The following is a 15,289-nucleotide window of genomic DNA, read 5'->3' on the forward strand; positions in this document are numbered from 1 at the left end:
ATAAGAAGTATTTCTCATGGATTTAACAGCTTCTAACTCATCTTAACAACTTTATAATAAAAAACAGACGATTCATGCCCATTGTTATCATGGTAATGGATAGGTTTTATAGTAGTTAAAGAGATTGTTTTTTTCTTCACTTGGGGATGTGAAAAGAAAGAAGTTTTCGAGGAAATTAAAATTAAATTCTTCCCCTTAACCTCGTCCATACTTCCCCAATATTGATACATCAAACTGTTTAAACCAAAAATATGCCAACCCGTAACTTTGTAGGAATTATTCATTTGTCCTTGTTCGAAGTACTTTTTCTGATAAAAAGTAAGCTCGCTTGCAATATTATAAGTATCTAGTGGTAAAATGATAGGAACGTTATGAGTTTTATCTTCTAATTGTTGAGCAATGTTATGAATTTCCCGAGTAAGGTTATCCCACGGAATTAATTTTTCAAAAAAGTAATGATTAATTTTTTCAGGTTTATCTGACAAAATACAATAAATAATACTGCTATAAATAAACATCGTAATGACAGAAGTGATAGCCCAACTTTTACGAAAAGTTATACCGAGTATTTGTTGCTTATCCGCTATTAAGAGCGCAAGCCATGGGATAATAGCTAGAAAGATGGGGCCAATCCAATTCATTTTGATTACATGAAATAAACTAAAGCAGGAAAAAAATAAAAGGGGTACAGCAATATAAATTTGAAAAAAGTATTTTGTTTCAAGGGCTATAATTTTTTTCGAATACTTCTTTGAGAATAGAATCCATGCACCAAAAACTCCTGCAGGAGTTAAAAATGCCAGGACTAAACCCATTAATTTATGAAAAGAAAAAGAATAGTAATCATGAAATCGTCGCGAACTTTGAAATAAAAATGATGCCCAATTATGTGTGGCATTCCAATAAATAACAGGTATAAATAGAATAAATGCTATTAACGCACAACAATAAGGCTCTTTACGTAAGAACCATTTTCTGGATGAGGGAGCGTATATCAAATAGATTATTGTCGATAATCCTAACAGCACAATAGTGTATTTTGAGAGGAGCCCTAAACCAATCCATATTCCTGCCCAATACCAACTGTTATGTTTCTCTAAAACAAGTCCTTGATAAAGATAATAGAGAGTTGCCGACCAACACAGAATAAGAGGTATATCAGGGGTAATAACTAGAGAGTGTATAAAAAGAATGGCATTATAGAGAGCAATACTACTGCATACAATCCCGCATCCTTTCGTATTAATGTTGTTAATTTAAAGCTAAAGTAACAGGTTAAGATCCAGCAAGGAATAGTCGCAAAACGTACTCCCCATTCATTTGTACCAAAAATTAAAGTTCCTAATTTGATTAAAATGGCAACCATAGGCGGATGATCTAGAAAACTAAAATCAAGATGGTTCGAATAATTCCAATAATATGCTTCTTCAACTAATAAATTGGATTTGAACATAAAGAATATTCGTAGTAAAAGAAGAAGTAAGATTAAAATCAAAAAGGGATGCGAAGATTTACTACTATTCATTAATTTTTAATTCCTTGCCTCGTAATTAATTAAGTTTGGTTGCCCGATACATCATATAGGTCTGATGAAGGATGTTATCGCGATAATAGTTTTCAGCAATATTACAGACTTCAATTCGAAATTGATTCATTTCATATGAATCGCTTCCAAAGCGTTTTAGTAGATTTGCCACAGGTCCGAGGCTTTTTTCAATAGAATTCAAATAATGTCCCAGACTCATCGTTGGTACCGGCATTGTACCATAATCAAAACATCCATTTGTTACACGGTTGCCTAACCGATATTTAACATATTCAGGTTCTCCCCACTTTGTTGGTAGATCAATGGTATCCGGGGGAGGATTATACTTACTGACCAATACAAACAATTGACCAACAAAATGTTCTGCGGGCCATGTCGAAAATGCTATAATACCTCCAGGTTTTAAAACTCTAAGCATTTCATCGATTGCTTTTTGTGCATTCGGAGCAAACATATGACCGAACTGGCTTAAAACCATATCGAAATTTGCATCAGGATAAGGTAGTTGTTCTACATCGCCCTCTTTAAAATCAATAGCAACTTGAGCTAGCTGTGCATTTAATTCTGCTTTTTCTAATAAAGTAGGACTTAAATCAAGAGCGGACACCTGGACACCCATACGAGCAGCTGTAATCGCAGTTACTCCTGTTCCGCATCCTACGTCTAAAATATGAGCATGAGCCTGGAGCCCAGAAAATTGAATCAATTTCGGAGCAACGAGGGTGGTGAGCATTTCTAGAGGAGCAAATAGTCCCCAACTGGCTTTTTGTATCGCTTTAAAATTTATTAACTCATCAGACATTTTTTATGATTTTCTGAAAAAATAATATGCTAACACAACAGGCATGAAAGAAGTATCAACATTGAGAATATGCTATTTTAAGTAAAAGATGTCGTCATCACTCTAGGGAGGACTTCAACTCGCAAAGTGCATATGAAATCGTAAAGAGAGTGATTTTTTATGTGGAGATATGTCAAATTTATATCTCCACCAGTCTAATGACTAAAATAGACTCTCTTCTACTGGGGCCAGTTGTTGCTGATCATTGCTTGCATTATAAACAGGAGCAAGCTCTTCCTCTGCTGGAACTTCCTTACTACGAAAATATTCTATGATCCCATTTGGTTGATTAGGTCGGGCCAGTAATCCGCTATGGGGATCAATACGAACTGCTACTACATTCTCTGGTTGTTTCATTTCGCTTTCAGGTTTTCCTTTTAAGGCAACTTTCATGAAGTCAATCCATAAGGGAAGAGCAAGTCCTGCGGCATATTCGTGTAAGGATTTAGGATTATCGAAACCAATCCAGGTTGTTACAACAAGATCTGCATTAAAACCTGCAAACCATGCATCAACCTGATCATTAGTTGTTCCTGTTTTACCCGCTATATCTTGGCGATTAAGCACTTTGGCTGCACGAGCTGTACCATGTTGAATCACGTCTTTTAATGCACTATTCATTAAAAAGTAATATCTTCAGGTAAGACTCGTGGAGCTAAAGTAGAATGATCTATATTTTCACAGTTGTTACACACAACGGTCGGTTTTGCTTGCAATAAAATCTTTCCATCTGCGTCCGTAATGTGATCGATAAGATAAGGTTCTACTTTATACCCACCGTTGGCAAAAACAGCATAAGCAGTAGTTAATTCCATAGGACTAATAGACAAGCTTCCTAATGCAAGGGATAATCCTTTAGGCAGGGCTTTCTTATTAAATCCAAAACGAGTAAGGAAATCTATCGTGTAATTAATACCTATGTCATCCAGAATACGTATCGACACTAAATTTTTAGATTGAACCAATGCCGTTTTCAGGCGTGTTGGGCCATTAAATTTTAGGTTTACATTATGAGGACGCCATAAATTTGGTTGGCTTGGATCATCAACTACAATAGGGGCATCATTAATTAACGTTGCTAAAGTATACCCATTATTTAATGCAGCTGCATAGACAAATGGCTTAAAGCTAGAGCCAGGTTGTCTGCTTGATTGAGTGGCTCGGTTAAATTTACTTTTTTGAAAGTTGAATCCACCCACTAGAACTTCTATGGCTCCGTTTTTAGGATTAAGTGCTACCATTGCTGATTCTGCTTCAGGAATTTGTGCTAATTCCCAATGTTCTTTTGTTGAATGAACATAAATAATATCCCCAACGGCAACTACTTGCATGGCTTTTACGGGGGCTTTCCCTACCCACCCATTTTTAAGGGCTGGCCGTGCCCATGACAAACCTTTCCATGGGATTAGTACAGTTTGACCATTTTGTAATGTGGCAGTAGCATCTTTTTCTCGTACTTCGGTTACTACTGCTGGAGAAAGATGATTAAGTTCGGGATATTTCTCTAGATTTTTTTGAATTTCATGCAGGGATTTACTGTTTTTTTCACCAATGGTGGCAATAGGTCCTCTATATCCATGGCGATGATCATATGCAATCAAATTCTTTTCTACTACACCATTTGCTGTATTTTGCAGTTTTCCATCAATAGTAGTATAAACTTTATATCCTTTGGTATAAGCATCTGGGCCAAAATTGTCATATAAAGATTGGCGAATCATTTCTGCAACATAGGGTGCTTTTACTTCAATAGGAGTACCATGATACCTGGCTGTAATCGGTTGATTAATCGCATTTTGATATTGTTCTTCATTGATATATCGTTCTTCTAATAAACGCTCCAATACGTGGTCACGGCGCTTTTTAGCTGCTAGGGGATTGGCAATAGGATTTTGTGTCGAAGGGGCTTGAGGAAGCCCCGCAATCATTGCTAGCTCTGCTAAATTTAATTCATTAAGTGGTTTGCCAAAATACACCATTGCTGCGGCACCGACACCATATGCGCGATTACCTAAATAAATTCTATTCAAATAAAGTTCAAGGATTTTCTCCTTACTTAACTCCCTATCAATTTTTATGGCCAGCATAATTTCATTAAGTTTACGTAAAAATGTTTTTTTACGACTTAAAAAGAAATTACGAGCTACTTGCATGGTAATTGTACTGCCGCCCTGGGATTTTGTCCCAGTTTTTATCATGCGAACAGCAGCACGGCCAAGGCCCATTACATCGACACCAGGATGCTCAAAAAAGCGTTGATCTTCTGTGGCTATTAATGCATGAATAAGCATTGGTGGAATTTCATCGTAAGTAACAGGAATACGTTTTTTTTCGCCATACTCCTGAATCAGCAAACCTTCTTTGCTGAATATTTGTAAAGGTACTTGTAATTGTACTGTTTTTAATGAGTCTACATTAGGAAGTTGACTTTCAAGATAGAGGTATAAAAAGCTACCTACTACTAATAAAAGAAAAAGTAGGCTCATCAGCGCCCATAGACCTTTACGCCAGAAGTATGCCATTTTCATAGAGTTATATGTTTTGAATGAAATTTGGCGAGTATTATACAGTGATTCTCGGTAAGATTGCGAGTTTTGTGCAAAAAAGAGAAGGAATTTTATACTGATTTTAACTGTTTCATTGAATTTTCTTCCAAAAATTCAATGAAACAAAGTATTATTAGAGATCGAAGTACTATAGAAACACGTTCAATAAGGCAAACTAACAAAAGATGTAGCTAATGACATATTTTATTTAATCAACGTTTGGTCGTGAAGTAGTATCTTCGACTATATCTATGTCTGCTTCAGGGGAGAGATTAGATCGAAAAAATGTTCCCTTGTGCTGGTTTAGTAAATAGAATGGAGTTAAACCACCATATAAAGAAGGGAGGGGACGTTTGGGAAACGGAGTTTCTTCAGCCTTTTGTTTTTTGAAAGTCTCGAATTCTAATTGGGTTTTTTCGAGTTCTGCTCGAGCATTTTCCAAATCACGATGCAATTCCTCAATAGTTTTTTCTTGTGTTTTATTTGTTTCAATGAGCTTTAGCTTTTGCAATGTGAGTGAGGATTTATCTGACTCTAAGCTTGATTTTTGGTGTGTTAAAGTAGATTTATCCTCTTCTAACTGAGAAACTTGGAGTTTTAATGTTGATTTTTGCATCTCTAACTCAGATTTTTGGTGGGTAAGAGTAGATTTATCCTTTTCTAACCGAGAAACTTGAAGCTTTAATGTAGATTTTTGCGCCTCTAATTCAGATTTCTGGTGGGTTAATATCGATTTATCGTCCTCTAATTGAGACATTTGCAACTCTAATGCAGACTTTTGTTCCTCTAGTTCAGTTTTTTCATGCGTTAAAGTAGATTTCTCATCTTTTAATTCAGACATTTGCAGTTCTAACGTTGAATTGTGTTCCTCTAGTTCCAATTTTTGGCGTGATAACATAGATTTATCGCTTTCTAGTTGGGATATTTGCCGTTCTAATGTAGACTTCTGCTCTTCTAACTCAGATTTTTGTAATACTAAATTGGACTGCTCGGACTCTAATTCAAATTTTTGATTTTTAAGTTCTGAAACGAGTAAGGCATTCTGATGTTCAATACACAGGGCAGCAGCGATCTCTTTTATTTCTTCATCAGTATAGTCTATGGTGATGTGAAATCTACCTAGAACTTCATCAAGAAGTATATCTCCTGAATTACAAAAGTGGTTACCATAATAAGCATCGTTGATTAAACCATTTAAATCATCATAGGTTATCGCTTTGTCGTCCAGGCTACTGTAAGTTACTTTGTATGAGGTATTTTTATAAATTTTTAATAGCTGTCGACTATCAATAAAAAGCTGGCTTATTTGTTGTTTTAATTTTTCTAATTCTTCGGAAGTAAATGGAATTTTTCTATCGAGCTGTTCTTTTAAAAAAATGGTTTCTTTTAATATGAATGTAAGAAAGGGCTTACGATCAGGATATTTTTTGGTACATGCATCGATTAATCGTGTAAGTCTTTGGTCAAATTTGAGTTCCGTATTTTGCATGATATCAATCGCATAGCTACGAGATTTTTTTCTAAGTAGCGTTTGATCACTTTCGACGATTAATTTAGTAACATCTTTTTGAGTATCGTGATAGCGTACAATGACGGATGCCAACGAATTGATTAAATCTTCTAATTTAGTCATGCGAATCTCCTTGTTAAAGCATAAATGTAAAATCCCCTTGCAAGTTGGTTTTTCACTATATTAAATGTTTTGATGAAGCGCAAGTTGGTTATCGAAGTAAAAATGACAATTGATAACTATTTGTGATAATTTAAAGGAGTAGGAAATAGTGTAATTTTTTAATGGGTTACGTTAACATCTCCCTATACTCTAAAAGGAATGCATGAATGTATGGAAGATTCAAAGGAATAAAGAACATGCTTCAATTATTGCAACCCCAGCATCGTTCAACTCTTGGAATAGACATAACATCTACAGCAGTCAAAATATTAGAAATTTCAGGTAAGAATGGTGATCTTGTTATTGAGAATTACGGACGTGAACTATTGCCACCCAATGCAATGGATGGAAATGTTATCAAGGATCTCGATGCAGTCTCTCAATGTGTTAAAAAAATAGTTGACCGATTGCATACTCCGTGTAAGCAAGCTGCATTGGCTGTGCCAGATGCGGCGATCATTAGTAAAGTAGTGCAAATTAATGAAGGCTTAAATGATGAGGAGATGGAGGAGCTTATCGCGACTGAGGCTGATAAATATATTCCTTATCCAATTGAAGAAATTAATCTAGATTTCGAGGTTTTGGGACCCTATCCGAAAAACCCACATTTACTTGATGTGCTTATCGTTGCTTCGCGAGCAGAAAATGTCAACCAGCGTGTTGGAATAGCTACGGCTGCGGGTTTAGAGGCTGTAGTAGTAGATGTTGAATCTTACGCAGTGGAGCGAGCAGCACAACGAATAGTTTCAGATTTACCAGGACTTGGTAAAGAAAAGACAATTGCTATTATTGATATTGGGGCATGTTATACTCATTTATTCGTATTGCATAAAATGAAATTAGTTTATTCTCGAGAAGAAAAATTTGGTGATAAGCAATTAATTGAATCAATTGCAGAGCACTATAAAATAACCTTAGAGGAGGCAACAGTTGCTAGGGATAAAAAGCAATTACCTTCTAATTATGAAACAGAAGTTTTAGAGCCTTTTAAAGAAAATATCTTGTTGCAGATTAAGAGGACGTTGCAGTTTTTTTATTCTACAAACCCAGAAGGAGAGGTTGATCATATTCTATTGGCTGGGGGATTAGCAAGATTACCAGGCTTAGTTACTCTAGTTAAAGACCGATTAGGAAAAGCAGCTGCTATCGCTAATCCACTTTCATATATGACCCCAAGTAAAAAAATCCATTTAGATGACATAAATAATGATGCGCCCGCACTAATGGTTGCTTGTGGTTTAGCATTAAGAAATGTAGAGTGACTCTATGACACAAATTAATCTTCTTCCTTGGCGTGAACAAAAGCGGGAGCAAGAAAAAAAGGTGTTCATGGTTTTATTTTGCATAGTTATAGTAATTTCAATATTTGTCGTGTTTTTAATTAATACTTATGCGTCTGATTTAGTGAGTAATCAACTGGTTCGAAATCAGATGCTGCAAGATGAAATAGCGGCTATGAATAACCAGCTAAACGAAATTAAAAGCTTGAAAAAAACTAGAGAGCTGTTCATCTCTAGAATGTTTATAGTTCAGCATTTACAATCAACTAGGACATTAATGGTTCATTTATTTGATGAGTTAATTAATGTAATGCCTTCTGGCATTTATTTAACAAAGGTAGAAGGGAAAAATGATATTCTCACTGTCACTGGGTATACTGAATCGAACACCTACGTTTCAATTTTAATGAAAAATATAGAGAATAATGAATGGATACATTCTCCTGTTCTGAGTGAAATTAAGAAGGAAGACAGGCAGGAGCCTGCTAATAATGAATTTAAGTTAAATTTTGTACTTACCCCTCAATTCCAGCTGGGAATTATACGATGAACGGTATTAATCTTAGTGAATTAACCTTGGAAAATGTAGGACAATGGCCACTAGTAGTAAAAATTGGAATGCTTTTAGGTACGAGCTTATTAATTATCGCATTGGGATATTGGCTTATTATTCAAGATAATTTTACTCAGTTTGATACACTAAAACAGCAAGAAACAACTTTAAAAGCAGATTTTGAAAACAAACAACGTCAGCTGTATAATTTACCGGCTTATCGTGCCCAATTAAAGACGTTGGCTGACCGCTTTGCTTTGGTGCTTACGCAGCTCCCTGAAAAAAATGAAATGCCTGGTTTACTTGAAGAAATTTCCAAGACAGGAGTCGCATCAGGTTTAAGGTTTGAGTTATTTGCTCCTCAACCAGAGGTAGTTCATGATTTTTATATAGAATTACCAATAAAAATTTCAGTAGTAGGGACTTATTTTCAATTAGCAATGTTTATAAGTCGAGTGGCTGAAATGACAAGAATTGTTACCTTACATGATTTTAGTATTGAAGGAGTATCTTCTAAAGATCATAAGGTTATTTCAGAGGATGAATTGGTGATGAATATTACCGCAAAAATATATCGATATCGCGCACAATGAGAAACAAAAGAATTTGTTGTATCTGTTTCTTATCCTTATTACTGGTTGCCTGTACTGATGATAATGAGGATTTAGTAAACTACATTAATGAAGTAAAACAGAGGAAAACACGGGAAATTGAACCACTTCCTTCATTTGCTCCGTTGCCTTCTTTTAAATTTCCAGATAATGGTAGTAGGCGTAGTCCCTTTAAGCCCATTTCTCAAAAAAAAGAGGTTGATGTAAATGCGCCGGATAAAAATAGGCCGAAACAACCTTTGGAGGCTTTTCCTCTTGATGCATTAAAATTTGTAGGTATTTTGAAACAAGATAATGAAATATGGGCCTTAATTGAGCTACCTAACAAGGGAGTAACTCCAGTTCGAACTGGTGATTATATGGGACAAAATTATGGTCGTATTGTGTCCATAAAGAATGATTCGATAGAGTTAATTGAAACCACTCAAAGCTCGGGAAAATGGGAAAAACACAGAACTAAAATTGAGCTATATACTGGGAAGTAGGAGCATAAGTGCAAAGAATAGCTGTTTTTTTAATTTTTATAGGAATGAGCTTAAGCGTGGCTTTTGCTCAGAATAACTCGTTGATATCCGTGAAGGTGATTCCTTTACCGGAAGAAAAGTTACGTATAGATTTTATATTTGCTCATCCGCTTAAAAAACAACCAGGAAGTTTTGTAATCGAAAATCCGGCACGGATTGTTATCGATTTCGTTGACACTAACTTACAGTTGCCCACAGAGCAGAAAACAAAGGAAATTAAATTAGGTTCTCTGAATAATTACACTCTAGTAACTGTTGGCGCTCGTGTTCGAGCTGTTTTGGATTTAAAATATGCCGTGCCTTATTTAGGCTCAATTTCAGGCAAGGTTTATACGATTATTTTAAATGGAAAGAGCAATGAATTATTTCAAGCTCCTAAAGAAATTTTGATTACCAATCGCCCTGTAAAAACAAGTTATGAAATTACCCATTTTGATTTTCGAGGAGTTGAGCGTCAGGGGGGGCGTGCTGTAGTTGACGTTTCAAGTACCAGTATCCCTATTGATGTAGAAGAACACGACAAAGAAATTATCGTTAAATTTTTAAATACTAAAGTGCCTCAAAATTTAAGGAAACGTTTTGATGTTTCTGATTTTCGCAGCCCAGTGAATTTGATTACCTTTCAGCAAGATGGTAAAAATGCGCGTATGACCTTGTTGGGGGAAAGATATTTTGGTCATAATATCTATCAGATTAACAAGCAGTTTATGGTTGATTTATTTCCGTTGACTCAGGAAGAAATTGAACAGGAAAAACTTAAAAAACAGGTATTTTCTGGAAGACGGATTTCTTTAAATTTCCAAAATATCAGCATCCGATCGGTTTTACAGTTACTTGCTGATTTTACAGGGATAAATATTGTTGCAAGTGATAGAGTTCAAGGTAATATTACTTTGCGATTAAATAATATACCCTGGGATCAAGCATTAGATATTATTTTAAAAACACAAGGTTTGGCAAAGCGTCAAAATGGAAACGTGATGGTGATCGACACGCAAAAATCGTTTAATGACATGGAAGAGCAGCAGCTTAAAAGCCAACATAAAATTCAAAAACTTGAACCGATACGTTCCGAACTAATACAAATTAATTATGCTAAAGCAACCGATCTCGCAATTTTAATTAAAGACAGACAAAATTCACTTTTATCCGACAAAGGTAAAGTTAGTGTTGATACGCGTACTAATACCATATGGATCCAAGATAGTGGGAGTAGAGTAGATGAGGTTAGAAAATTAATTAAGGAATTAGATGTTCCTGTAAAACAAGTACTGATAGAAGCCCGTATCGTTGAGGTAACTAAAGATTTTGCCCAAGATTTAGGTATTCGTTGGGGTGTTTCTAAGCCACAACATCTAAGTGGTACTTTGGCTGGAGCAAATCAATTAGCACAAGGCGTTGCTCCTGCAGATGTTACACCTTTTACAGACAGATTAAATTTGGATTTGGTCGCAGCGCCTTTGACAAAGGCAAATCCCGCTACAGTAGGCATTGCTTTAGCTCAGCTTGGTGATAATATCTTACTTGATTTGGAGCTTTCTGCTTTAGAAAGTGAAGGTCTCGCAGAGCTGATTTCAAGCCCAAGGTTAATTACAGCAAACCAGCAGCCCGCATTAATTGACTCAGGGCAAGAAATTCCTTATCAACAATCAACTTCCAGTGGTGCAACTGCAGTGGCATTTAAAAAAGCCGTATTGAGTTTAAAAGTAATCCCACAGATTACTCCTGATAACAAAATCCTTATGGATTTAAAAATTAATCAAGATCTTGCATTACCTAATCAGACTTATAATGGAGTTCCCGCAATTGCAACTAAAGAAATTCAGACAAATGTTTTAGTGAGCAATGGACAAACTATTGTATTGGGGGGAATTTATCAACAAGATAAGAGCAAGACTATTACCAGGGTGCCTTTTTTTGGTCAATTGCCGGTAGTAGGTAATTTATTTAAAAATACACAAATTGGGGTGCATAATGATGAGCTGCTTATTTTTATTACGCCTAAAATAATAGCTAATTCGTTATCTATCACTACAATTGAGGGGCGAAATCCAGTACGTTTTGATGAAAAATAGGTAGCGCCATCTCAATTTTAGAGATTAAGTTGAGGCTTAGATTTATAATTAAAGAAAATACTATTTAATTGATGACATAGGCTTATGTTTTTTAAGAAGGTGATATAATTGTAAATGATTAAAAGTAAATGGTTATAAAATATGTCCATTTGTTGTAGAATACTGTTCGAGAATTTTTACTACGAGAGGTACAATTAGGATTGAGTGTCAATAACCCCTATTTTTTGGCAATGATCATCCTTATAAATCGATGTCAAAAAGGGTTATTCAAAATCCAATCTGTGAATTAATGACTTTAAAGCTAAAGAGGTATGTAATAAAAAATGAGCATAGTTAAAGTACGAAATATTTTTCTCATCGGGCCTATGGGTGCTGGTAAAAGCACAATAGGTCGTGCTTTGGCAAAGGAGCTCAAGTTAGAATTTTTTGATTCGGATGAAGTTATAGAGGAACGTGCTGGTGCTGATATATCATGGATTTTTGATATTGAAGGTGAGGAAGGTTTCAGGCGTCGTGAACAAAAAGTTATTGATGAGTTAACTCAAAAAACCAACATTGTTTTAGCAACTGGCGGTGGTGTGGTAATTACTCCTGAAAACAGAAATGCGCTAGCAGGGCGCGGAACTGTAATCTATCTTAAGACTTCGCTACAGCAACAGTTTGAGCGTACTAAACGAGATACTAAACGTCCTTTACTGCAAACCAATGATCTTGAAGGAAGATTGGAATCATTAAGAGATGAGCGAGAGCCTTTTTACAATGAGTTAGCTGATGTTAGTTTTGAAACTGATAAGTTAACAGTTAAAGCAGTTGCAAATAATATAATAAAATATATTTATGGCGAACTTTGAGGTTTATGAGCAGGTTGATGTTTGTTTAACGGAACATCGATACCCTGTTATTATTTGTCGAAATGGCTTGCAAAATTTGAATTTTTTGCAAACATTGGTGATTTCTTCACAGGTTTTGATTGTCACGAATCAAACCATTGCTTCACTTTATTTAAAGCAAATACAAGCTGCTTTTGCTGCAATTCAATGTGATGTGGTGATTTTAGAGGATGGTGAACAATATAAGAATCAACAAAGCTTATTTGCAATTTATGATGCATTAATACAAAACAAACATCATAGGGACACTACGCTCATAGCTTTGGGTGGTGGTGTGGTGGGTGATATGGCTGGCTTTGCAGCTTCAACATACCAAAGAGGGGTGAAGTTTATACAAATACCTACCACTTTGTTAGCGCAAATTGATGCTTCAATTGGTGGAAAAACTGGAATTAATCATCCTTCGGGGAAAAACATGATTGGCAGTTTTTATCAACCCCAAGCCGTAGTTATTGATTTAGCTACCTTAAGCTCACTTCCCGAAAGAGAGTTTCGTGCAGGGATTGCTGAGATGATAAAGTACGGGCTACTTGCTGGAGGAGCGTTTTATAAGCAGTTGTTTGCTGCTTTGCAAATGGGATTAAGTGCGAATAATCCCCAATTACCTCAGTTAATTGCAACATGTTGTAAAATTAAAGCGGAATTTGTTCAAAATGATGAAAAAGAATCAGGTCAACGTGCATTACTCAATCTTGGCCATACTTTTGCCCATGCCTTAGAGGCATATACCCATTATCAACAATGGTTGCATGGTGAGGCAGTTGCAATAGGAATATATTGCGCAGCGGTTTTGTCTTATAAAATGAAATTGATCAATGAGCAGTTGGTAGGGCAAATTGAGCAAATGTTAACATTTGCTGGTTTGCCTCATAAAATTCCGAGCACTATCGACTTGAAAAAACTTATAGATTTAATGCGATTGGATAAAAAGGTTAAAAATAATCGATTACGCTTTATCTTAATTAAAAATCCTGGTAGTTGTTATCTCGAGGCTAGAATCACAGAAGATAGTTTATATCATGCACTTGTTGCGGCTGTAAGAGGAGAATAAAAATGACAGAGGGAATGATTCAGTCGGAAGTAAAGGCTGAAACCCAACCAAGAGTATTGTTTAAACCTGGATCTTGGTTGGCAACAATTGACTTCATTAATCATTTGATTCTCTTTAACAATGTTCTTGTTACGGTATTATCTGAAAAAGAAGGAGGTAAAACCTCTTTTGCGACTCTTTTGCAAAATAATCTGGATCAGCAAATCAAATCAGCCTCCATAGTAATTAAACCTCCTTATCATAAAGAAAATCTAATAAAAGATATTGCCGCTCAATTAGATCTTAACCCCGATGAAAACACGGATTTAATTTCAATAGTAAAACAAATTAATGAGCAAAAGTCGCATGTGCTGTTATTGATCGATGATGCACAGTACTTACCTGACGCTTTAATTCAGGAAGTTTTTTTTGCAATAAAAAGCCAGGAGAGTTATAGCTTTTTTCATTTATGTTTTCTCTCAGATTATTCGATTGTTGCATCGCTAAATCATTTAAGGTCTTCTTTGGGTGATAGTTTCATTCATACTATAGAATTAGGGGCATTAAATGAAACTGAGGCAAGAACTTATGTATTGCAGCGTGCAATGGCCTCACATTTAATTAGTAAACCTTTAAGTGATGCGCAAATTACACAATTTTATCAATTAACTAAAGGAAATCTGGCTAAAATCAATAATGATTTGGAAGCCTTTGTAAATCAATGCACTCCTCCTATGAAAAAAGACATGTTGAAGAAAGTAAAAACAGTAGGAATTGTTGCAGGTACGGTACTTGTTACTGGTCTTTTGGGCTTTTATTTATCGCAAGCGTTTCATTCCCCACCTTCTCAAGACAACATAGCGATTCCTGCTCATAGCGAAGAGATACAAACTATTGCAATGAAGCTCCCCGAGTTGCCTGAAAAATTAGAGAGTTACATCGCTTCCTGGCAGGATTCTTCTACTCGGCAATTGGTTTATTCATCTTTACCTACAAAGGATGTTTTCGAGGAGCCAGATGATGAAATACCAAATGATACTAAGCCAATTGTGGATAAGGTCGTTGTTATTCCTAAATTACCGGAAAAAAATTTAATTGTCGAAAAACATCAACTACCGGCCAAATACGTTTCAAATAAGAAACTAAAGAAAACGCCATCAAAAAAACAAATTAAATTGGCCAAATCTTCAGTCAAACAATCCAATCATAAATCAACTGCTAATCTATATACAATTCAACTAACTGCGAGTCATGATAAAAAGCACATTGAGCATTTTCGCAAGACGAATAAATTGCTTGCTCAACATGCGAAACTAAGACGCATTACTAATGCAAAAGGTGTTTGGTATGTGCTCACTTTAGGGGAATATCAAAATAAAGTTCAAGCACAGCATCGTGTTAGCAAACTACCAACAAATTTGGCAAAGTTGCATCCTTGGGTCAGGCCAGTATCTAGTTTTGGATAAATAATTTATCCTTATTGGAATTATACCTAATTTGCTTCAAGCCGTTCGCTTGTTTTCTTCGCTCTAAGCGAATCCACTTGTGAAAAAGCCGATTTGAGCCCGAAGGGATTAAACTGCCCCTTAACAGCGTGCTATTGGGGGCTGTGTGAACATTTTGAGAATCATTTTATGTAATATAGATGCCAAACAGCAAGTGATATTGATGGCGCAGTCTTCTTGGGCTGAAATTTTTAATGGCTGGTTAACAATGTTCCA

At 35.7% G+C, this 15,289-nt stretch carries 12 protein-coding genes and 1 pseudogene; 8 read left to right on the plus strand and 5 right to left on the minus strand.

All coding sequences use genetic code 11. The annotated features are described in order from the left end of the window. Positions 1-32 precede the first annotated feature (32 nt). The 5 genes and pseudogenes from EL220_RS04305 to EL220_RS04325 all read right to left on the minus strand — a co-directional run bounded on the left by EL220_RS04305 (position 33) and on the right by EL220_RS04325 (position 6,566). A complete protein-coding gene (locus tag EL220_RS04305) occupies positions 33-1,256 on the minus strand; it encodes a glycosyltransferase family 39 protein (RefSeq protein WP_128130822.1) in 1,224 nt (407 codons plus the stop codon). Beyond that, entirely contained in the window at positions 1,172-1,525 is a 354-nt protein-coding gene (locus tag EL220_RS04310) for an ArnT family glycosyltransferase (RefSeq protein ID WP_128130823.1), read from the minus strand. Before EL220_RS04310 ends, EL220_RS04305 begins: the two co-directional genes overlap by 85 nt. Before the next feature lie 25 nt (positions 1,526-1,550). Further along, positions 1,551-2,348, minus strand: coding sequence for a class I SAM-dependent methyltransferase (locus EL220_RS04315; RefSeq protein ID WP_027270593.1), 798 nt, complete (start codon positions 2,346-2,348; stop codon positions 1,551-1,553). A 201-nt stretch (positions 2,349-2,549) separates the two neighbouring features. Then, a pseudogene (locus tag EL220_RS04320) lies at positions 2,550-4,915 on the minus strand (penicillin-binding protein 1A). A 226-nt stretch (positions 4,916-5,141) separates the two neighbouring features. Continuing rightward, positions 5,142-6,566: a coiled-coil domain-containing protein gene (locus EL220_RS04325; RefSeq protein WP_027270595.1), complete on the minus strand. Its 1,425-nt coding sequence runs from the start codon at positions 6,564-6,566 to the stop codon at positions 5,142-5,144. A gap of 236 nt (positions 6,567-6,802) precedes the next feature. Here EL220_RS04325 and pilM point away from each other — a divergent pair, with 236 nt between their 5' ends. The 8 genes from pilM (at position 6,803) to EL220_RS04365 (ending at position 15,034) form a co-directional block, all read left to right on the plus strand. After that, the gene (gene pilM / locus EL220_RS04330) at positions 6,803-7,867 is read left to right on the plus strand and encodes a type IV pilus assembly protein PilM (RefSeq protein ID WP_027270596.1); all 1,065 of its coding nucleotides are present in this window, start codon (positions 6,803-6,805) and stop codon (positions 7,865-7,867) included. A 4-nt stretch (positions 7,868-7,871) separates the two neighbouring features. Beyond that, entirely contained in the window at positions 7,872-8,435 is a 564-nt protein-coding gene (locus EL220_RS04335) for a PilN domain-containing protein (RefSeq protein ID WP_027270597.1), read from the plus strand. After that, complete coding sequence (locus EL220_RS04340) at positions 8,432-9,031, plus strand: type IV pilus inner membrane component PilO (protein ID WP_027270598.1); 600 nt, start codon at positions 8,432-8,434, stop codon at positions 9,029-9,031. Before EL220_RS04335 ends, EL220_RS04340 begins: the two co-directional genes overlap by 4 nt. Then, entirely contained in the window at positions 9,028-9,534 is a 507-nt protein-coding gene (locus tag EL220_RS04345; RefSeq protein ID WP_027270599.1) for a pilus assembly protein PilP, read from the plus strand. The genes EL220_RS04340 and EL220_RS04345 overlap by 4 nt, the downstream gene beginning before the upstream one ends. An 8-nt stretch (positions 9,535-9,542) precedes the next feature. Continuing rightward, entirely contained in the window at positions 9,543-11,648 is a 2,106-nt protein-coding gene (pilQ, locus tag EL220_RS04350) for a type IV pilus secretin PilQ (protein WP_027270600.1), read from the plus strand. Between the two features lie 323 nt (positions 11,649-11,971). Then, positions 11,972-12,499, plus strand: a complete 528-nt coding sequence (gene aroK, locus EL220_RS04355) for a shikimate kinase AroK (RefSeq protein WP_003632469.1) — start codon at positions 11,972-11,974, stop codon at positions 12,497-12,499. Then, positions 12,486-13,589: a 3-dehydroquinate synthase gene (gene aroB / locus EL220_RS04360; RefSeq protein ID WP_027270602.1), complete on the plus strand. Its 1,104-nt coding sequence runs from the start codon at positions 12,486-12,488 to the stop codon at positions 13,587-13,589. The genes aroK and aroB overlap by 14 nt, the downstream gene beginning before the upstream one ends. A gap of 2 nt (positions 13,590-13,591) precedes the next feature. Next, positions 13,592-15,034, plus strand: coding sequence for an SPOR domain-containing protein (locus EL220_RS04365; RefSeq protein WP_027270603.1), 1,443 nt, complete (start codon positions 13,592-13,594; stop codon positions 15,032-15,034). The last annotated feature ends 255 nt before the right edge of the window (positions 15,035-15,289 follow it).

It is taken from the genome of Legionella sainthelensi, from assembly GCF_900637685.1.
Taxonomy (GTDB): domain Bacteria; phylum Pseudomonadota; class Gammaproteobacteria; order Legionellales; family Legionellaceae; genus Legionella; species Legionella sainthelensi.